Origin of the sequence: Vibrio sp. ZF57, from assembly GCF_001691235.1 — a bacterium.
In the GTDB taxonomy this organism is placed as follows: domain Bacteria; phylum Pseudomonadota; class Gammaproteobacteria; order Enterobacterales; family Vibrionaceae; genus Vibrio; species Vibrio crassostreae_C.
The window spans coordinates 180,443-199,950 of sequence record NZ_MAKD01000056.1 but is presented as its reverse complement, the minus strand read 5'-3'; the positions used below and the strand labels follow the sequence as shown (position 1 = coordinate 199,950).

17 protein-coding genes and 2 tRNA genes are annotated in these 19,508 nt (G+C 44.5%); 17 read left to right on the top strand and 2 right to left on the bottom strand.

Going from position 1 to position 19,508, the window contains the following annotated elements; all coding sequences use genetic code 11:
- Nucleotides 1–13: 13 nt before the first annotated feature.
- A complete protein-coding gene (locus tag A6D97_RS06635; protein WP_065584052.1) occupies nt 14–1,051 on the bottom strand; it encodes a porin in 1,038 nt (345 codons plus the stop codon).
- Nucleotides 1,052–1,564: 513 nt separating this feature from the next.
- On the opposite strand from A6D97_RS06635, the gene greA reads away from it, so the two are divergent.
- A complete protein-coding gene (gene greA / locus A6D97_RS06630) occupies nt 1,565–2,038 on the top strand; it encodes a transcription elongation factor GreA (RefSeq protein ID WP_017059397.1) in 474 nt (157 codons plus the stop codon).
- Between the two features lie 125 nt (nt 2,039–2,163).
- Here greA and yhbY read toward each other — a convergent pair whose 3' ends face one another.
- Nucleotides 2,164–2,460 (bottom strand): ribosome assembly RNA-binding protein YhbY, encoded by a 297-nt coding sequence (gene yhbY / locus A6D97_RS06625; RefSeq protein WP_004738252.1) that lies wholly within the window; start codon nt 2,458–2,460, stop codon nt 2,164–2,166.
- A gap of 114 nt (nt 2,461–2,574) precedes the next feature.
- Between yhbY and rlmE the strand changes: the two genes are divergently transcribed.
- From rlmE to A6D97_RS06545, 16 genes are all read left to right on the top strand, one after another.
- Nucleotides 2,575–3,204: a 23S rRNA (uridine(2552)-2'-O)-methyltransferase RlmE gene (gene rlmE / locus A6D97_RS06620; RefSeq protein WP_017059396.1), complete on the top strand. Its 630-nt coding sequence runs from the start codon at nt 2,575–2,577 to the stop codon at nt 3,202–3,204.
- A 107-nt stretch (nt 3,205–3,311) separates the two neighbouring features.
- Nucleotides 3,312–5,279 (top strand): ATP-dependent zinc metalloprotease FtsH, encoded by a 1,968-nt coding sequence (gene ftsH, locus A6D97_RS06615; RefSeq protein WP_017059395.1) that lies wholly within the window; start codon nt 3,312–3,314, stop codon nt 5,277–5,279.
- Between the two features lie 88 nt (nt 5,280–5,367).
- A complete protein-coding gene (gene folP, locus A6D97_RS06610; protein ID WP_065584051.1) occupies nt 5,368–6,198 on the top strand; it encodes a dihydropteroate synthase in 831 nt (276 codons plus the stop codon).
- A gap of 21 nt (nt 6,199–6,219) precedes the next feature.
- Nucleotides 6,220–7,560, top strand: coding sequence for a phosphoglucosamine mutase (glmM, locus tag A6D97_RS06605; protein ID WP_017059393.1), 1,341 nt, complete (start codon nt 6,220–6,222; stop codon nt 7,558–7,560).
- A gap of 294 nt (nt 7,561–7,854) precedes the next feature.
- Nucleotides 7,855–8,187 carry a preprotein translocase subunit SecG gene (gene secG / locus A6D97_RS06600; RefSeq protein ID WP_065584050.1) on the top strand — a complete coding sequence of 111 codons (333 nt, stop codon included), beginning with the start codon at nt 7,855–7,857 and terminating at the stop codon, nt 8,185–8,187.
- A gap of 16 nt (nt 8,188–8,203) precedes the next feature.
- Nucleotides 8,204–8,288 (top strand) — tRNA-Leu (locus tag A6D97_RS06595).
- A gap of 53 nt (nt 8,289–8,341) precedes the next feature.
- Nucleotides 8,342–8,418: transfer RNA gene (locus tag A6D97_RS06590), tRNA-Met, on the top strand.
- Between the two features lie 234 nt (nt 8,419–8,652).
- Nucleotides 8,653–9,108, top strand: a complete 456-nt coding sequence (gene rimP, locus A6D97_RS06585; RefSeq protein ID WP_004738265.1) for a ribosome maturation factor RimP — start codon at nt 8,653–8,655, stop codon at nt 9,106–9,108.
- 35 nt (nt 9,109–9,143) lie between these two features.
- A complete protein-coding gene (gene nusA / locus A6D97_RS06580; RefSeq protein ID WP_017059230.1) occupies nt 9,144–10,631 on the top strand; it encodes a transcription termination factor NusA in 1,488 nt (495 codons plus the stop codon).
- 22 nt (nt 10,632–10,653) lie between these two features.
- Nucleotides 10,654–13,344, top strand: coding sequence for a translation initiation factor IF-2 (infB, locus tag A6D97_RS06575; RefSeq protein ID WP_017059231.1), 2,691 nt, complete (start codon nt 10,654–10,656; stop codon nt 13,342–13,344).
- A 134-nt stretch (nt 13,345–13,478) separates the two neighbouring features.
- Complete coding sequence (gene rbfA, locus A6D97_RS06570; RefSeq protein ID WP_017059232.1) at nt 13,479–13,892, top strand: 30S ribosome-binding factor RbfA; 414 nt, start codon at nt 13,479–13,481, stop codon at nt 13,890–13,892.
- Nucleotides 13,892–14,845 (top strand): tRNA pseudouridine(55) synthase TruB, encoded by a 954-nt coding sequence (truB, locus tag A6D97_RS06565; RefSeq protein ID WP_017059233.1) that lies wholly within the window; start codon nt 13,892–13,894, stop codon nt 14,843–14,845. The genes rbfA and truB overlap by 1 nt, the downstream gene beginning before the upstream one ends.
- A 213-nt stretch (nt 14,846–15,058) precedes the next feature.
- Complete coding sequence (rpsO, locus tag A6D97_RS06560; protein ID WP_010436144.1) at nt 15,059–15,328, top strand: 30S ribosomal protein S15; 270 nt, start codon at nt 15,059–15,061, stop codon at nt 15,326–15,328.
- Nucleotides 15,329–15,706: 378 nt separating this feature from the next.
- Nucleotides 15,707–17,827, top strand: a complete 2,121-nt coding sequence (pnp, locus tag A6D97_RS06555) for a polyribonucleotide nucleotidyltransferase (RefSeq protein ID WP_017059234.1) — start codon at nt 15,707–15,709, stop codon at nt 17,825–17,827.
- Nucleotides 17,828–17,951: 124 nt separating this feature from the next.
- Nucleotides 17,952–18,875: a lipoprotein NlpI gene (nlpI, locus tag A6D97_RS06550; protein ID WP_065584049.1), complete on the top strand. Its 924-nt coding sequence runs from the start codon at nt 17,952–17,954 to the stop codon at nt 18,873–18,875.
- Nucleotides 18,876–19,028: 153 nt separating this feature from the next.
- On the top strand, nt 19,029–19,436 hold the full coding sequence (locus A6D97_RS06545; protein WP_017056675.1) for a MarR family transcriptional regulator: 408 nt from the start codon (nt 19,029–19,031) through the stop codon (nt 19,434–19,436).
- Nucleotides 19,437–19,508: the final 72 nt, after the last annotated feature.

Here is a 19,508-nt window from a genome sequence, read left to right as displayed (position 1 = left end):
TAGATAATCAGAATTAGAAGTCGTAACGTAAACCTAGAGCTAGCTCGTCTTCAGCGTCAGCTTTAGATGCATTACCGTTTACTAGAGATGTACCGCCGATCTTGTCACCTTCAGAAATTAGGTTGAAGTTGTACGAGATGTACGTGCGGAAGTTAGGCTTGAAGTAGTAAGTTGCATCGATTGCAACGTTATCTGCAGAAGTCTCATCGTTAGTTTCTGCGTTGTTGTACGTTAGAGTAAACGCAGTTTTATCTAGCGTGTACGCAGTTGCAAATTCGTAACCTGTGTAATCTACAGTACGGCGTAGAGTGTCAGCTTCTTTCTCACCGTCAGTGAATACACCTGCAAAGTATAGAGCTTCAGTGCGGAAAGATGCCGCTAGCATGTATTCGTTGTCTAGGTCTTGATCAGCGTAACCCGCACCTAGCTTGAAGCCAGAATCGCCGATTGCGTAGATACCAGATAGAGAGTAACCATCTTCACCGTTGTCGTTGAACTCTCCGTTAGTTTCAGAACGGTCAGCAAAGCGGTAGCTTGCTTTAACGCTTAGGTCTTGGAATTGACCTTTGTAAGAAAGCATGTTGTCAGTACGGTCTGCTGCTGCAAGTTTGTCTGCTGCTGAGTTACCGTGGTAAGACATGATATCAGTAAAGTCTGTGATTACGCCTAGCGCACCGTCGTTTTTACCGTAAGTTACTTCACCGAATGTACCGCCGATACCAGCGTAAGTGTAGCGGTGGTCAATAGAGTCGCTGTTAGTTGCGCTGCTATCGTTAGCTTCGTATTCGCCTTCGTAGAAACCAACACCATATAGGCCGTCTTGGATTTCAACTTTACCTAGGAAGTTAAGACGTACACGTGTTTTGTCTTCAGCTTTGCCATCTTTCATAGATAGACGAGCTTCAGCACGACCACCGATTTCTAGAGAAGTGCCGTTTGAGCTGTATACAGATGTACCTTCGATACCACCAGCTTGTTTACCGTCCGCTGCCACTGCGTTAGTAGCAAGAGCTGCAGCAGATACAGCAAGCGCGATCATAGTCTTGTTCATGTTATTATTTCCTAATTACTGTCCATAGAAGTTTTATCAAGGATTTGAACCCTTTTGTGTATTGCCTGTATTAATCAGGCTTCATAATCATGATTAGAACAGAAGTCTGAAAAATGCCAGTGCAATCCATGGGTTACTTTTTACCTCTAAAGTTCCATGGTCAGTTAGTAAAATGATATAAAACTAAAAAATGAACACTGTTTTATTATATCTCTTGTTGATTAAGTGTTTGTTTTAAAATGATTTTTATAAAAGTGTGATCTGTGTTTATTTTGTTTGTTTTTTGTTTTTTTAGGTATTTAATTCTCAACTTATTGATGGGGAGGTTATTATTCATTTTTGTGATGTCTGTAATTTAGACCTAGATAAAGCTTTTATAACGCAAAGTGGAATAAAGGTGATTTAGCCATAAAGTTTGTTTACACTAAGCCAAATCGTTTTGTTTCTATCACCCAATAAATACGTTGGGTGTATTTATGTTGGCCAAAGAAAGCTTTGGCATAGAGGTAAAAAATGGAAAAGGTTCCAATGACAGTACGTGGCGCTCAGCAGCTACGTGACGAATTAGATCGCCTACTTAAGCTACGCCCTGTTATCTCAGCAGCTATTGGTGAAGCACGTGAACTAGGTGACCTGAAAGAGAATGCTGAATACCACGCCGCTCGTGAAGAGCAGGGTATTTGTGAAGCTCAGATCCGTGATATTGAATATAAGCTATCACTGGCTCAGATCATCGATGTAACGCAAATGGATAATACGGGCAAGATTATCTTTGGTACGACAGTGACACTGATTGATGTGGATACCGATGATGAGTTCCGCTACCAAATCGTTTCAGAAGACGAAGCAGACATCAAAACGGGTCGCATTTCTGTGAAATCGCCAATTGCTCGCGGTCTTATCGGTAAAATGGAAGGCGACGAAGTCATGATCTCTACCCCTGGTGGTGACAAAGACTTCGAAATCGACAAAGTAGAATATATCTAATTGAATTTTCTTTGTTTCTGATAAGTAAAAAGGTCGCTAAATGCGACCTTTTTCGTTTCTCACGCTACACTAAAAGATAAGCGCTGTGGCTTCCTATTAGTGAAGTTAGCTTATATCAAACTCGCTTATTTACGTGGAATCTCGATTTTACGTGCTTCTGACTGACGGAACAGTACTAGAACTTTACCGATAGTCTGTACTTTCTCAGCTTTAGTTTCACGTACAATTGCATCGATAATCAGCTGCTTAGTTTCACGGTCTTCTGATGCAACTTTAATTTTGATCAGTTCGTGGTGATCTAGAGCTAATTCGATTTCCGCTAGAACAGCTTCAGTAAGTCCATTTGCGCCCATTAGCACTACAGGTTTTAAACTGTGAGCTAGGCCCTTTAGATGCTGCTTTTGTTTGGTACTTAGGTTCATTACGCGGCCAATTTTCTTTACTATTAGGGTTGAAAAAACCTATTTTAACGCCATCTAATGCTGAAGACTATAATTTATTCGGCAATTAGTACTTTCCTCCACTTTAGGTATCCAATGAGCAAACAGAAACACTCGGCCAGTTCAGGCCGTTGGTTGAAGGAACACTTCGACGACAAGTACGCAAACGAAGCAAGAAAGAAAGGCTATCGCTCACGTGCTTATTTCAAAATGGAAGAGATTCAAACGAAAGATAAATTGCTGTCTCCTGGGATGACCATTGTGGATTTGGGTGCAGCACCTGGCGGTTGGTCTCAATATGCTGCTAAGATTGTTGGAGACAACGGACAAATCATTGCGTGTGACTTGTTACCAATGGATCCGATTGCTGGTGTTAGCTTTTTACAAGGCGATTTCCGCGAAGAAGCTGTGCTAGATGCCTTGTTGGAACGTATACAACCAAACATGGTTGATGTCGTGATGTCAGATATGGCACCTAATATAGCAGGCAACAATTCTGTGGATCAGCCAAGAGCTATGTATTTAGTTGAATTAGCTTTGGATATGTGTCGACAAGTTCTAGCTACCAATGGTAGTTTTGTTGTAAAAGTATTCCAAGGCGAAGGGTTTGACCAATACGTTAAGGACGTCCGCGAGATGTTTAAAACAGTAAAAGTTAGAAAACCCGACTCTTCTCGAGCTCGATCTCGTGAAGTGTTTATCGTAGCCACTGGTTACAAAGGTTAACGATTCTCTTCCAAGAGTGAGAGTTAACAACATGGCTACAGGTTACAAACTGTAGTACCCTACCTTTAATTACAATTAGTTATCGAGAGGCTTACACCTTGAGTGACATGGCAAAAAATTTAATTCTGTGGCTTGTTATCGCGGTAGTGTTGATGTCGGTATTCCAGAGCTTCGGCCCTGGGGAAAGTAACGGCAGAGCAGTAGATTACACCACGTTTGTACAGGAAGTTGGCCAAGGCCAGATTCAAGACGCACAGTTCAATAACAGCGAAATCACTTTCACACGTCGTGGTGGTGGTTCTAAGTATGTAACTTACATGCCTGTTTATGATCAAAAGCTACTTGATGACTTAATTAATCAAAACGTAAAAGTTCAGGGTACACCACCTGAAGAGCAGAGCCTGCTTGGCACTATCTTCATCTCATGGTTCCCAATGATCTTACTGATTGGTGTATGGATTTTCTTCATGCGTCAAATGCAAGGCGGCGGCGGCGGTAAAGGCGCGATGTCTTTCGGTAAGAGTAAAGCTCGAATGATGAGCGAAGAACAAATCAAAACCATGTTTGCTGATGTTGCTGGTTGTGACGAAGCAAAAGAAGACGTGAAAGAGCTTGTGGACTACCTTCGTGACCCAAGCCGCTTCCAAAAGCTAGGTGGTAAGATCCCGACAGGTATCCTGTTGGTTGGTCCTCCTGGTACGGGTAAAACATTGCTTGCAAAAGCGATTGCCGGTGAAGCGAAAGTACCGTTCTTTACTATCTCTGGTTCTGACTTCGTTGAAATGTTTGTTGGTGTTGGTGCATCTCGTGTGCGTGACATGTTCGAACAAGCGAAGAAAGCGGCACCTTGTATCATCTTTATCGATGAAATTGATGCTGTAGGTCGTCAACGTGGCGCTGGTGTTGGTGGTGGTCACGATGAACGTGAACAAACACTGAACCAAATGTTGGTTGAGATGGATGGTTTCGAAGGTAACGAAGGTATTATCGTTATCGCTGCGACTAACCGTCCAGACGTACTAGACCCTGCATTACTTCGTCCTGGTCGTTTTGACCGTCAAGTTGTGGTTGGTCTACCGGATGTACGTGGTCGTGAACAGATTCTTAAAGTACACATGCGTAAAGTGCCACTATCAGGTGATGTTGAACCGTCGCTGATCGCTCGTGGTACTCCAGGCTTCTCTGGTGCAGATCTTGCGAACCTTGTGAACGAAGCGGCGCTATTTGCTGCTCGTGGTAACAAGCGCAATGTATCTATGGTTGAGTTTGAACTTGCGAAAGACAAAATTATGATGGGTGCAGAGCGCCGTTCAATGGTTATGTCTGAAGAAGTGAAAGAGTCAACGGCTTACCACGAAGCGGGTCACGCAATTGTTGGTCGTTTGGTACCTGAACACGATCCAGTGTACAAGGTGTCAATCATTCCACGTGGTCGTGCGCTTGGTGTAACCATGTACTTGCCAGAGCAAGATCGTGTGAGCATGTCTCGCCAACATCTAGAGTCTATGATTTCTAGCCTGTACGGTGGTCGTCTTGCTGAAGAACTTATTTACGGTAAAGACAAAGTGTCAACTGGTGCGTCTAACGATATCGAACGTGCAACTGATATTGCTCGTAAGATGGTTACGCAGTGGGGCTTCTCTGAGAAATTGGGTCCTCTTCTTTACGCAGAAGAAGAAGGTGAAGTTTTCCTAGGTCGCGGCATGAGCCAAGCTAAGCACGTTTCTGATGACACGACTAAGCTTATCGATGAAGAGATTCGTATCCTTATCGACCGTAACTACGATAGAGCTAAGAAGATTCTTGAAGATAACATGGATATCATGCATTCGATGAAAGACGCGCTAATGAAGTTTGAAACGATTGATGCAGGTCAAATTGATGACTTGATGGAGCGTAAGCAAGAGATTCGTGATCCAGCTGGTTGGGGTGATCAGGTAAAAGCTGAACCTACAAAGGAAGAAGCAAAACCTGAAGCTAAGGCAGAAGAAGCTAAAGCGGAACCAAAAGCTGAAGAGTCGAAAGTTGAAGAAGTTAAATCTGAATCAGATGATGCTCAAAACAAAGATTCTTAATCGCTAAACTATCAATTAAAACCCTGAGTACGCTCAGGGTTTTTCTGTTTATAGCCTATGGTGTTTTTCCCTTTAAGATCGGCCTTCCATGATATTAAAAGCAAAGAATAAAACTCTCGTGTTAGATCGCCCACATGTGATGGGCATCCTCAATGTCACCCCTGACTCTTTCTCTGACGGTGGGAAATTTAACTCACTTGATAATGCCTTACAGCAAGCTGAACGCATGGTTCAAGCGGGCGTTAGCATTATCGATATTGGTGGTGAGTCAACTCGACCTGGCGCTCCTGATGTTTCGTTAGAAGAGGAGCTTGCCCGTGTCATTCCTGCTATTAAAGCCATTCGTACCAAGTTTGATGTGTGGATCTCCATTGATACCAGTAAAGCTGAAGTGATGCGCCAAGCTGTTGAAGCGGGCGCTGATTTGATCAATGATGTGCGCGCTTTGCAAGAGCCTGGAGCATTACAAGTCGCCGCTGATGCTAATGTTCCGATTTGTCTGATGCACATGAAAGGTCAGCCGAGAACCATGCAAGCTAACCCAAGTTATGATGATGTTCTTCAGGATGTAGAAGCATTCTTGCAAGAAAGGGTAGAAGCGTGTGAGGCGGTGGGTATTTCAAAAGATCAGCTGATCCTTGACCCTGGCTTTGGCTTTGGGAAAACCATCGAACACAATTATCACCTATTAGCGCATCTTGAAAAGTTTCATTCGTTAGGCTTACCTGTTTTAGCGGGGATGTCGAGAAAATCGATGATCTTTAAATTGCTAGACAAGGTTCCGGCCGACTGCATGGTCGCAAGCGTCACTTGCGCGACGATTGCCGCGATGAAAGGCGCACAAATTATTCGCGTTCATGATGTCGAGGAGACACTGGAAGCGATGAAAATAATCGAAGTGATGAACAACAATCACTAAATATAATTAAGGAAAATCACTATGTCTGATAAAAGACGTTATTTCGGCACAGATGGTGTGCGTGGCAAAGTAGGCCAGTACCCGATTACACCTGATTTTGTTCTGAAGCTTGGCTGGGCTGCGGGTCGTGTTCTTGCGAAGCAAGGCACAAAGAAAGTCATCATTGGTAAAGATACTCGTATCTCTGGTTACATGCTTGAGTCAGCGCTAGAAGCTGGCCTTGCTGCTGCTGGTCTTCAGGCTACGTTTACTGGCCCAATGCCAACACCTGCTGTGGCTTACCTAACTCAAACCTTCCGCGCTGAAGCCGGTATTGTTATCTCTGCATCACACAACCCATACTACGATAACGGTATCAAGTTCTTCTCTTCTGAGGGAACAAAACTGCCGGACGATATCGAGTTGGCAATTGAAGCAGAGTTGGATAAAGACATCGAATGTGTTGATTCTTCAGAGCTAGGTAAAGCAGTACGTTTGAACGATGCGGCTGGCCGTTACATCGAGTTCTGTAAAAGTACGTTCCCACATAAAATGACATTAGCTGGCATGAAGATCGTTATCGATTGTGCACATGGTGCGACTTACCACATTGCGCCTGCTGTATTTAAAGAACTGGGTGCTGAGGTCGTTGCGATTGGTGTTGAGCCAAACGGTACTAACATCAACCACGAAGTCGGTGCGACGGATGTACGTGCTCTGCAAGCAAAAGTGCTTGAAGAAAAAGCGGCATTAGGTCTTGGCTTTGATGGTGATGGTGACCGTATCATCATGGTTGACGAGCTAGGCAACAAAGTTGATGGCGACCAAATCGCTTACATTATTGCTCGTGATGCACTGCGTCGCGGTGAGTTGAAAGGCGGCGTTGTTGGTACACTAATGACCAACCTGGGTATGGAAAACGGCCTTAAGCAGTTAGGTATTCCGTTTGTACGTGCTGCTGTTGGTGACCGTTACGTAATGGAACAGCTTCTTGCTAAAGGCTGGAAGATCGGCGCTGAAAACTCGGGGCACGTTATCCTACTAGATAAAGTGACGACGGGTGATGCTATCGTTGCTGCTCTGCAAGTTTTGGCTTCAGTTGTTGATAGCGAAATGACACTGAATGAGTTGTCTCAGGGCATGACGTTGTACCCTCAAGTTCTAGAAAACGTTCGTTTCAGCGGAGATTCAAACCCACTAGAAGCCGAAGCGGTAAAAGCAGCGGTTGTTGAAGTAGAAGCAGAGCTTGGCGAGAAAGGCCGTGTACTATTACGCAAGTCTGGTACCGAGCCACTACTGCGTGTCATGGTTGAAGGCGAAGATGCAGAGCTTGTTCAAGCATCAGCGCTTAAGATTGCAGATGCAGTAAAAGCAAACTGCTAATTTAACCTTTTACTTAGCTGGCGCAGCGAATAGCGCTTGTGATTAGAAGTGGTTGACTTATATAACGGTCAAAAGATATAACGGTCAAAAGAGACATAAATGAGTTTTGTGTCGCTTTTGACCTTTTTTTGACCATTCACTTGGTAAAGGCTTATTTTTTAGCAAATTCTCCTTGTCAGCCATCGTCGCATTCGCTAGTATTGCTCGGCCTTCAGTTAGGAGGTCGCTAGCCTTGTTCTTAAAAATAGTTTTTTGAACGGCGCTGGCTCAACAATTAGGAACATAGGTGGAAAAATGTTTACAGTTCTACTTGTGATTTACCTGTTGGCAGCGCTTGGTGTAATTGGCCTAGTGTTGATTCAACAAGGTAAAGGCGCAGATATGGGAGCCTCTTTCGGTGCTGGCGCTTCAAACACTGTGTTTGGTGCTGGTGGCTCAGGAAATTTCCTTACCCGAATGACTGCAATTTTTGCAACTACATTTTTTATCCTTAGCTTAGTGCTTGGTAATATGTCTACACATAAAACTGAGTCACAATGGATTGACCCGACCCAAGGTCAGGTGATTCAACCAGCTGATGATGCAGTGAGTGAAGTTCCGGCGCAAGGCGACGAAATTCCACAATAATCTGTAAAGATTTGATGCCGAGATGGTGAAATTGGTAGACACGCTAGCATGAGGTGCTAGTGCCTTAGGGTGTGAGGGTTCGAGTCCCTCTCTCGGCACCATGTTTACAAACTTGTAAAACATCTTGTTGGGCGTATAATGCTCGCAAGTCGGACGCGGGATGGAGCAGTTTGGTAGCTCGTCGGGCTCATAACCCGAAGGTCGTCGGTTCAAATCCGGCTCCCGCAACCAATTTCAATGCTATTATATAGCTTGTATTGGTAGCAAGTTTGCACAGTGTGAACCTCACTGTGAGTTAGGTGCGATATCGAATGTGATGGCACTTAACATATAAGGGTCCAGCAACAAAAACCCCGGCTTATACGGGGTTTTTTGTTATCTAAGCATTTGTAAATGTATTTAGATAATGTTTGCTTGGAATTTAAATTGGGCTTTGAGCCCTTTTTTTGTTTCTGGAGTGGTTAAATGACTGGTTTAGAAAGACAACTTACTGAAATGCTTGACGCTCCAGTAGCAGCATCAGGTTATGAGTTAGTTGGATTAGAATTTATTCGTGCTGGTGAGCACTCAACGCTACGTATTTACATCGATTCACCAAACGGTATCAATGTAGATGATTGCGCTGAAGTTAGCCACCAAGTAAGTGCCGTAATGGACGTTGAAGATCCAATTTCAGTGGCTTATAACCTTGAAGTGTCTTCACCAGGTTTAGAGAGACCACTGTTCAAAGCAGAGCATTACCAACAATTTATTGGTCACGAGGTAAGCATCGTTTTGAAAATGGCTGTCGGCAACCGTCGTAAATGGAAAGGTGATATCCAATCTATCGAAGGCGAGACAGTGAAAGTATTGGTTGAAGGACAAGAAGAAGAATTCGTCCTGAGCAATATTGCGAAAGCTAACCTGATCCCTAAATTTTAGTTCTCCTAGAGAGAAGAGCTTAAGAGGCTAGATTAATGAACAAAGAAATTTTGGCGGTAGTAGAAGCTGTTTCAAATGAGAAAGCAGTTCCTCGTGAGCGTATTTTTGAAGCGCTTGAAATCGCGCTTGCAACGGCAACAAAAAAGAAAAGCGAACTAGAAATTGAAGTTCGTGTTGAAATTGACCGTAAAACGGGTGATTTCGAAACTTTCCGTCGTTGGGAAGCTGTTGAGGAAGTTGAATTCCCAACAAAAGAAATCTCTATTGAAGCTGCAAAGTACGATGACCCAGAGATCGAACTTGGCGGTTTCATTGAAGATGATATCGAATCAGTAACGTTTGACCGTATTACGACTCAAACGGCTAAGCAAGTTATCGTACAGAAAGTACGTGAAGCTGAACGCGCTCAAATCGTTGAGCAGTTCATCGATAACGAAGGCGAGCTAGTAACTGGCGCAGTTAAGAAAGTTAACCGTGACACTATTATTCTAGACCTAGGTAACAACGCTGAAGCGGTAATCCTTCGTGATGACCAACTTCCTCGTGAAAACTTCCGTCCAGGTGACCGTGTTCGTGGTCTTCTTTACGCAGTTAAACCAGAAGCTCGTGGTTTCCAGCTTTTCGTTACTCGTTCGAAGCCAGAAATGCTAGCTGAACTATTCCGTGTTGAAGTGCCTGAGATTGGTGAAGAGCTAATTGAACTTAAAGGTGCTGCACGTGACGCTGGTTCTCGTGCTAAAATCGCTGTGAAAACAAACGACAAACGTATTGACCCAGTTGGTGCGTGTGTTGGTATGCGTGGCGCACGTGTACAAGCTGTTTCTAACGATCTTGGTGGTGAACGTATCGATATCGTTCTTTGGGATGATAACCCGGCTCAATTCGTAATCAACGCAATGGCTCCTGCTGATGTTGCTTCAATCATCGTTGATGAAGACGCACACTCTATGGATATCGCTGTTGAAGCGGATAACCTAGCACAAGCGATTGGCCGTAGCGGTCAAAACGTACGTCTAGCGTCTCAACTTACTGGTTGGGAACTGAACGTAATGACTGTTGCTGATCTTGAGAAGAAGCACCAAGAAGAAGCAGTTGCCTCTATTGAAAACTTCATGAAGCACCTAGACATTGAAGAAGACTTTGCTCAAATGCTTGTTGAAGAAGGCTTCTCTACGCTTGAAGAAGTAGCATACGTTCCTGTGAACGAGCTTCTTGAAGTAGACGGTCTAGACGAAGGTATCGTTGAAGAACTACGTAACCGCGCAAAAGACGCACTGACTACTCTAGCGCTAGCGAAAGAAGAAACTTTCGACGGTGTTGAGCCTGCTGAAGACTTACTTGCACTTGAAGGTCTTGAGCGTGAAATGGCTTACAAGCTAGCAGCAAAAGGCGTTGCGACACTGGAAGACCTAGCTGACCAAGGCGTTGATGAACTAGAAGGCATCGAAGACCTAACTGCAGAGCGTGCAGGCGAGCTAATTATGGCTGCGCGTAACATCTGTTGGTTCGGCGACGAAGAATAATTCAGCAAGGAGAGAAAGCGGTATGACACAATTAACAGTTAAAGCACTGAGTGAAGAGATTGGTACGCCAGTTGACCGCTTAATTGAACAACTTGCTGATGCAGGCATGAAGAAAGCAGGGTCGGATCAAGTGACTGATTCAGAGAAGCAAACATTGCTAACGCACCTTAAAAAGGAGCACGGCGATACTTCAGGCGAAACAGAACCGACTCGTTTAACTCTTCAACGCAAGACCCGCAGCACGCTAAGTGTTGCCGCTGGAGGCGGTAAGAGTAAGGATGTTCAAGTAGAGGTACGTAAAAAGCGTACTTACGTGAAGCGCAGCACTATTGAAGATGAAGCGAAACGTGAAGCTGAGGAAGTAGCTAATCGTGAAGCGGAAGAGAAAGCACAACGCGATGCTGAAGAGCAAGCGAAACGTGATGCTGCAGAGAAAGCACAGCGCGAAGCCGAAGAAAAAGTAACACGTGAAGCGGATGCAAAACGTGAAGCTGAAGAGAAGGCTCAACGCGCACAAGCTGAAAAGGCTAAAAAAGACATGAATTCAAAAAATGCAGACGCTAACGCACAAGCGAAAAAAGAAGCGGATGAACTTAAAGCTCGTCAAGAGCTAGAAGCAACTCGTAAAGCAGAAGCTGAAGCAGCTAAGCTTGTTGAAGAAGCTCGTAAGTTAGCAGAAGAGAACCAAGAACGTTGGTCTGAAGAAGAGAAGAAGAAGAAAGAGCAAGAGAAATCTGCGGATTACCATGTGACTACTTCTACTTACGCTCGTGAAGCTGAAGATGCGGCAGATAAGAAAGATGAGAAAGCACCTCGTCGTCGCAAGAAGAAAGCAGCTCCTGCTAACCAACCTGCAAACAACCGTGGTGGTCGTAACCAGCGTGGTCGTGGCGGTAAAGGTAAGCTTGCTAAACCAACTTCAATGCAGCAAGGCTTCGATAAGTCAGCAACTGTTGCTAAATCTGACGTTGCTATCGGCGAAACTATCGTTGTTTCTGAACTGGCTAGCAAAATGTCAGTTAAAGCAACTGAAGTTATCAAAGTAATGATGAAGATGGGCGCTATGGCGACTATCAACCAAGTGATCGACCAAGAAACAGCACAACTTGTTGCTGAAGAAATGGGTCACAAGGTAATCCTACGTAAAGAAAACGAACTTGAAGAAGCAGTACTAGCTGACCGTGATAGCGATGCTATCGCTGAAGGTCGTGCTCCTGTTGTTACTATCATGGGTCACGTTGACCACGGTAAAACTTCAACACTTGATTACATTCGTAAAGCACACGTTGCTTCTGGCGAAGCTGGCGGTATCACGCAGCACATTGGTGCTTACCACGTAGATACTGACAACGGTATGATCACTTTCCTTGATACTCCTGGACACGCGGCGTTTACAGCTATGCGTGCTCGTGGTGCTCAAGCGACAGATATCGTTGTACTTGTAGTTGCAGCAGACGATGGCGTAATGCCACAAACAATCGAAGCAATCCAGCACGCGAAAGCGGCAGGCGTTCCTCTGATTGTTGCTGTGAACAAGATCGATAAAGAGGGTGCAAACCCAGACAACGTTAAGAATGAGCTAGCTCAATACGACGTTATCCCTGAAGAATGGGGTGGTGAGAACATCTTCGTTCACATCTCTGCTAAACAGGGTACAAACATCGATGGTCTTCTAGAAGCTATCCTTCTTCAGTCTGAAGTTCTTGAACTTACAGCGGTTAAAGAAGGCATGGCGTCTGGTGTTGTTGTTGAATCTCGTCTTGATAAAGGTCGTGGTCCAGTTGCAACAGTACTAGTACAGTCTGGTACTCTAAACAAAGGCGATATCGTTCTTTGTGGTCAAGAGTACGGCCGTGTTCGTGCAATGCGTGATGAAAACGGTAAAGACATCGAAACTGCAGGTCCATCTATTCCTGTAGAAATTCTAGGTCTTTCTGGTGTTCCTTCGTCAGGCGATGAAGCGACTGTTGTACGTGATGAGCGTAAAGCACGTGAAGTTGCGAACTACCGTCAAGGTAAATTCCGTGATGTTAAACTAGCTCGCCAACAAAAAGCGAAACTAGAGAACATGTTCGCGAACATGACGGCTGGCGAAGTTGCTGAGCTTAACGTGGTACTTAAAGCTGACGTTCAAGGTTCTGTAGAAGCGATTGCTGACTCTCTACTGAAACTGTCAACTGACGAAGTGAAAGTGAACATCGTAGGTTCTGGTGTTGGTGGTATTACTGAAACTGATGCAACGCTTGCTGCAGCTTCTAACGCTATCATCCTTGGTTTCAACGTTCGTGCTGACGCAACTGCGCGTAACACGGTTCAGAACGAAAACCTAGATCTACGTTACTACTCAATCATTTACCAACTGATTGACGAAGTTAAACAGGCGATGGGCGGTATGCTTGCTCCTGAATTCCGTCAAGAGATCATTGGTCTTGCACAAGTTCGTGACGTATTTAAGTCGCCTAAACTTGGTGCAATCGCTGGTTGTATCGTGACTGAAGGTACGATTAAGCGTAGCAACCCAATCCGCGTACTTCGTGAAAACGTTGTTATCTACGAAGGTGAACTAGAGTCACTTCGTCGCTTTAAAGATGACGTACAAGAAGTTAAGAACGGTTACGAGTGTGGTGTCGGCGTTAAGAACTACAACGACGTTCGCGTTGGTGACCAGATCGAAGTATTCGAAATCGTTGAGGTTAAACGTACTCTAGACTAATCAGTCTGTACGACTCGACATATTGACTAAGGTTACTAACATTACTAGTAAAGGTAATAAGTAATCGGTTGTTGAATACACCATGGGGGGCTGGTAATTACCAAGCCCCCCATCTTTCTAAGTGAGAAAAGAAAATGTCAAAAGAATTTAGCCGCACACAACGTGTGTCTCAGCAGCTTCAAAAAGAGCTTGCTCTTATCCTACAACGTGAAGTTCGTGACTCACGTATTGGTATGGTAACTATCTCAGACGTAGAAGTGTCTCGTGACCTTGCTTACGCAAAAGTGTTCGTGACTTTCCTGTGTGTTGGTGAGCAAACTCCTGAATCATGCCTTAAAGCTCTTAAAGAGCATGAAGTGCCAGTTCGTATGGCTCTTGGTAAGCGTATTCGCCACCGTCTAACGCCTGAAGTTCGTTTTACTTACGACAACACACTAGTAGAAGGCATGCGTATGTCTAACCTAGTAAGTGAAGTTCTGAACGATGATAAGCGTAAGCAAGAAGAAGCTGGCCGCACTGACGAAGCTCAGTCTAAGGGCGAAGAGTAATGGCTCGCCGTCGTAAAGGTCGCCCTATCAACGGGGTAATTCTATTAGATAAGCCGACTGGCATTTCGTCTAATGATGCACTGCAAAAAGTAAAGCGTATTTACTTTGCAGAGAAGGCAGGGCACACCGGTGCTCTGGATCCTCTTGCGACTGGCATGCTGCCAATTTGTCTTGGTGAAGCAACGAAGTTCTCTCAGTTTCTTCTAGATTCTGATAAGCGCTACGTTGTTATCGCTAAGCTTGGTGAGCGTACCAATACCTCTGACTCTGATGGTGAAGTGGTAGAGACACGTGATGTTAACGTGACTCAAGAACAGCTTGAACGTTGCATTGCGAGCTTCAAGGGTGAAACCGATCAGATACCATCAATGTTTTCGGCATTGAAGTATCAAGGTAAGCCTTTGTACGAATACGCACGTGCAGGTATCGAGGTTCCTCGTGAGTCTCGTAAGATCACTGTGTACTCTATTGAACTGCTTCGCTTTGAAGGTGATGAAGTTGAAATGGAAGTGCATTGTTCGAAAGGCACATACATCCGCACAATTACCGACGACCTTGGTGAAATGCTAGGTTGTGGTGCTCACGTGACCATGCTTCGTCGTACAGGTGTCGCAAAGTACCCATACGAGCGTATGGTGACTTTGGAGCAGTTAAACGAGATCCTAGAGCAAGCACAGGCGCAAGAAATTGCACCGAAAGAGCTGCTTGATCCACTGCTGATGCCAATGGACACTGCCGTTGAAGACTTACCAGAAGTAAACCTGAACGCGGAACTGACTGACCTAGTTCAGCACGGTATGCCAGTTCAGGTTGCTGGTGCGCCAACTGAAGGCACGGTTCGTATGACAAGTGGCGAAGAGAAGCTGTTTGTCGGCGTAGCTCAGATTGCTGAAGATGGCCGAGTTGCACCGAAGCGTTTGGTTGTTTTCAGAGATGAAGAGCCACAAGCGTAGCGCTTACATCGGATCTTAGCGCTGAGTCGTGAAAAGTGAGCAAATAAGATAGAAAGCGAACGCCTAATTTAGGTGGTTCGCTTTTTTCGTTTTTAATGGGTTCGATTGTTATTGCACCAACTGACAAACTTCCCTATAATCCTCGGCTCGCGTAGCGGCTGAATCAGAGATTGGCTGCTACAAATATAAACTTACTCTTATCAGGAGAGAATTATGTCTCTGAATGCAGAAACTAAAGCAGCAATCGTTGCAGAATACGCACAATCTGAAGGCGACACAGGTTCACCAGAAGTACAAGTAGCACTACTTACTGCTTCTATCAACCACCTACAAGGTCACTTCAAAGCGCACAAACACGATCACCACAGCCGTCGTGGTCTACTACGTATGGTTTCTAGCCGTCGTAAGCTTCTTGATTACTTGAAAGGCAAAAACCTTGCTCGTTACCAAGACCTAATCAAGCGTCTAGGCCTACGTCGCTAATAGCGATGTCTGCAAAGACAGTTTGAAGAAAAGGAGCATTTATGCTCCTTTTTTTGTGCCTGTAAGAAAATGCTAGGCTGGATGCTCAGAATATCATCTGGCTTTTTCTGATAGGAAATATATCTCCTAATAAAAATAGTTTATACTACGCCCGCCTATAGCGTTTTCAGCGTTTGGCAATCAACCTCTCAAGAGATTACAGTCACAGATGTCGGCCAATAGGTCGCGACTATTCAAAGGCGGATTTGGTCTTAATTCGGCGTATGAACACATACAAAGAGTCACCATCCTAAGTCCCTTTTCACTAGTCGCGATTGGTAATGTCTTGAGTCATTATTCACTTAATCTAAAGTCTGACTTTAGAGCTAAGGATATACAATGTTTGAAAAACCAGTTGTAAAATCGTTCCAGTACGGTAACCACACCGTTACTCTAGAAACGGGCGTAATTGCACGTCAAGCTACTGCTGCTGTAATGGCGACTATGGACGATACTTCAGTATTCGTTTCTGTTGTTGCTAAGAAAGAAGCAGTTGCAGGTCAAGACTTCTTCCCACTAACAGTAAACTACCAAGAGCGTACATACGCTGCGGGTAAAATCCCTGGTGGTTTCTTCAAGCGTGAAGGTCGTCCATCTGAAGGCGAAACACTAACAGCTCGTCTGATTGACCGTCCAATTCGTCCACTTTTCCCAAGTGCGTTTAAAAACGAAGTTCAAGTTATCGCTACGGTTGTTTCTATCAACCCTGACGTAAACCCAGACATGATCACTATGATCGCAACATCTGCTGCGCTTGCTATCTCTGGTGCTCCATTCAATGGTCCTATCGGTGCTGCACGTGTTGGTCACATCGACGGCGAACTTGTTCTTAACCCATCAAATACTGAGCTTGAAAACTCTAAACTAGACCTAGTTGTGTCTGGTACAGAAGGCGCAGTACTTATGGTTGAATCTGAAGCAGATAACCTATCTGAAGAAGAAATGCTTTCAGCTGTTGTTTACGGTCACGACCAACAACAAGTTGTAATCAAAGCAATCAACGAGTTTGCTGCTGAAGTTGCAACTCCATCTTGGAACTGGGAAGCACCAGCAGTTAACACTGAGCTTAAAGCTCAAGTTGCTGAACTTGCTGAAACTCGTCTATCTGACGCGTACCAGATCACTGAGAAAATGGCTCGTTACGAGCAAGTTGGCGTAATCAAGAACGACGTTGTTGAAGCTCTAATTGCACAAGACGAAAACCTAGATGAGCGCGAAATCCGCGGCATGCTTGGTTCTCTAGAGAAAAACGTAGTACGTAGCCGCATCATCGCTGGCAACCCACGTATCGATGGCCGTGAAAAAGACATGGTTCGTGCGCTAGACGTACGTACTGGTGTTCTTCCACGTACACACGGTTCTTCTCTATTCACTCGTGGTGAAACTCAAGCACTTGTTACTGCAACGCTTGGCACACAACGTGATGCTCAAATCATCGACAGCCTGATGGGTGAGAAGAAAGACAACTTCCTTCTACACTACAACTTCCCTCCATACTGTGTAGGTGAAACTGGTTTCGTTGGTTCTCCTAAGCGTCGTGAAATTGGTCACGGTAAGCTTGCTAAACGTGGTATCCAAGCAGTAATGCCTTCTGTTGAAGAATTCCCATACACAGTTCGTGTTGTATCGGAAATCACAGAATCTAACGGTTCTTCTTCAATGGCTTCTGTATGTGGTACATCTCTAGCTCTTATGGATGCTGGTGTTCCAATCAAAGCTTCTGTTGCGGGTATCGCAATGGGTCTTGTTAAAGAAGGCGACGATTTCGTTGTTCTTTCTGACATCCTTGGCGACGAAGATCACCTAGGTGACATGGACTTTAAAGTAGCAGGTACTAACGCTGGTATCACTGCACTTCAAATGGACATCAAGATCGAAGGTATCACTAAAGAGATCATGCAAATTGCACTTAACCAAGCGCAAGGTGCACGTAAGCACATCCTTTCTGTAATGGATGAAGCTATCTCTGGTGCTCGTGAAGATATCTCTGAATTCGCTCCACGTATCCACACAATGAAAATCAGCTCTGATAAGATCAAAGATGTTATCGGTAAAGGCGGCGCAGTTATCCGTGCTCTTTGTGAAGAAACTGGTACTACAATCGAAATCGAAGACGATGGCACAATCAAGATTGCTGCTACTGAAGGCGCAGCTGCTAAAGAAGCTATCCGTCGTATCGAAGAGATCACAGCTGAAGTTGAAGTTGGCCGCATTTACCAAGGTAAAGTTGCTCGTCTAGCTGACTTCGGTGCATTCGTTACTATCCTTCCAGGTAAAGATGGTCTAGTACACATCTCTCAAATCGCTGACAAGCGCGTTGAGAAAGTGTCTGACTACCTAACTGAAGGTCAAGAAGTTCCTGTTAAGGTTCTTGAAATTGACCGTCAAGGCCGTGTACGTCTAAGCATGAAAGAAGCAGTTGAAACGCCAGCTGAAGGCGAAGCACCTGCTGCTGAGTAATTCTCAGTGTGTCGATGGTGATATCGCTTTTTAGTGATTTCTAACCTATCGTCAACAAAGCATGTTATAAAGGGGAGCATATCGCTCCCCTTTTTTATTGCGGTCATAACAGGAGTAATTATTTGTGAAATGGTTTCAAACCGCGAGTATGTGTTTACTGCTTGTACTAACAGGTTGTGCGACAACATCAGATAACACCTCAAGTTGGGTTTATCCACCGATGGCTGTGCCACTGCAACCAAGCGTTCAGCAAGAAGTTCAAATTGCACGTCTTAGTCAGTTATTACAGCGCCCAGATTTGAACGATGAAGTTCGAGCTAAGATGCTGCTTGAACGTGGTAACTACTACGACAGTGTTGGCCTGCGTGATCTCGCGCGTCTCGACTTCAACCAATCTCTTTCATTGAACCCTGCTCAACCTGATATCTTCAATCTTTTGGGTGTTTACTTTACGCAGGTAGGGGAGTTTGATGCGGCTTATGAATCTTTTGATTCTACGTTAGAGCTTGATCCTGCAAACTCTTACGCAGAAAGGAACCGCTCTATCGCGCTTTACTATGGCGAGCGTTACGACTTAGCCAATGAAGAGATGATGAAGCACTATGCCGACGATCCTAGCGATCCGTTTCGCGCTCTGTGGTTGTACATCATTCAGCATGAGCTGACGCCAGAGCAGGCTAAGCTTGATTTGCAAAAACGTTACGAGAGCCGTGATGAGCAGTGGGGTTGGGTATTAGTCGCGATTATGCTTGATGACATTACTGAAGAGCAGGCTTTCAAGGCGATCTTAACCGGTACTCGTGACAACACGTTACTTGCGCAGCGTCTAACAGAGACGTACTTCTACCTTGCTAAGCGTTACCATATGAATGGTGATTACGCGAATGCTATCTCTTTGTACAAGTTAGCGGTTTCTTTTAACGTGTATGAATACGTAGAACATCGTTACTCTTTCTTAGAGTTAAGCCGTATCTTCACCACACTTAAAGCTGAGCACTTAGCGCAAGTTAAGCTGGCTGAGGCCGAAGAAGAAGCCAACGCTAAGTAAGCAACACATTTTGATTCCGAAAAGCCGCTGTCTGTCAGCGGTTTTTTTATGCTCCTTTTTTATGATCTTCATCTCGTTTTGATTGCTTTTTATTTAAACAACACTAAAATAGTTAGTCTTGCTAACTAAATGCCATTCTTTGATTAGGTGAGTATGCTGAACCAGAATTTAGAAAAGATTGAGCGCTTCGCCTCTAAGATATGGCGCACTCAGGTAAATGAAGATCCTATTTGCCAATTGAGCTTCAATGAATATGACTATTTGAAGGTCATTCAAGCCTCTCCTGAACCGATCCGATTGACAGATCTGGCGATTGAAATGCAAGTAACCAAGCCTTCAGCAACTACTATGGTTCAAAGGTTAGAGAGAAAAGGTCTCGTTGAGCGTAAAGCTTCGCTCGAAGATGCGAGGTCTAAGTTGGTCGTACTGACCAGCAAAGCGGAAGTCGGCTTGGAAGAAGAAAGTAAGATCTATCAGGTCATGGCACAGATACTGGAAAGCCGTTTGTCTGAGCAAGAATCTCAGCAGTTAAACCTATTATTAAATAAAGCTTTAAAGTAAATAATTTAGATATTTAGTTAGCCTTGTTAACTAATTTTTCGAGTCATATCTTGTTGATATGCGACTCACAAA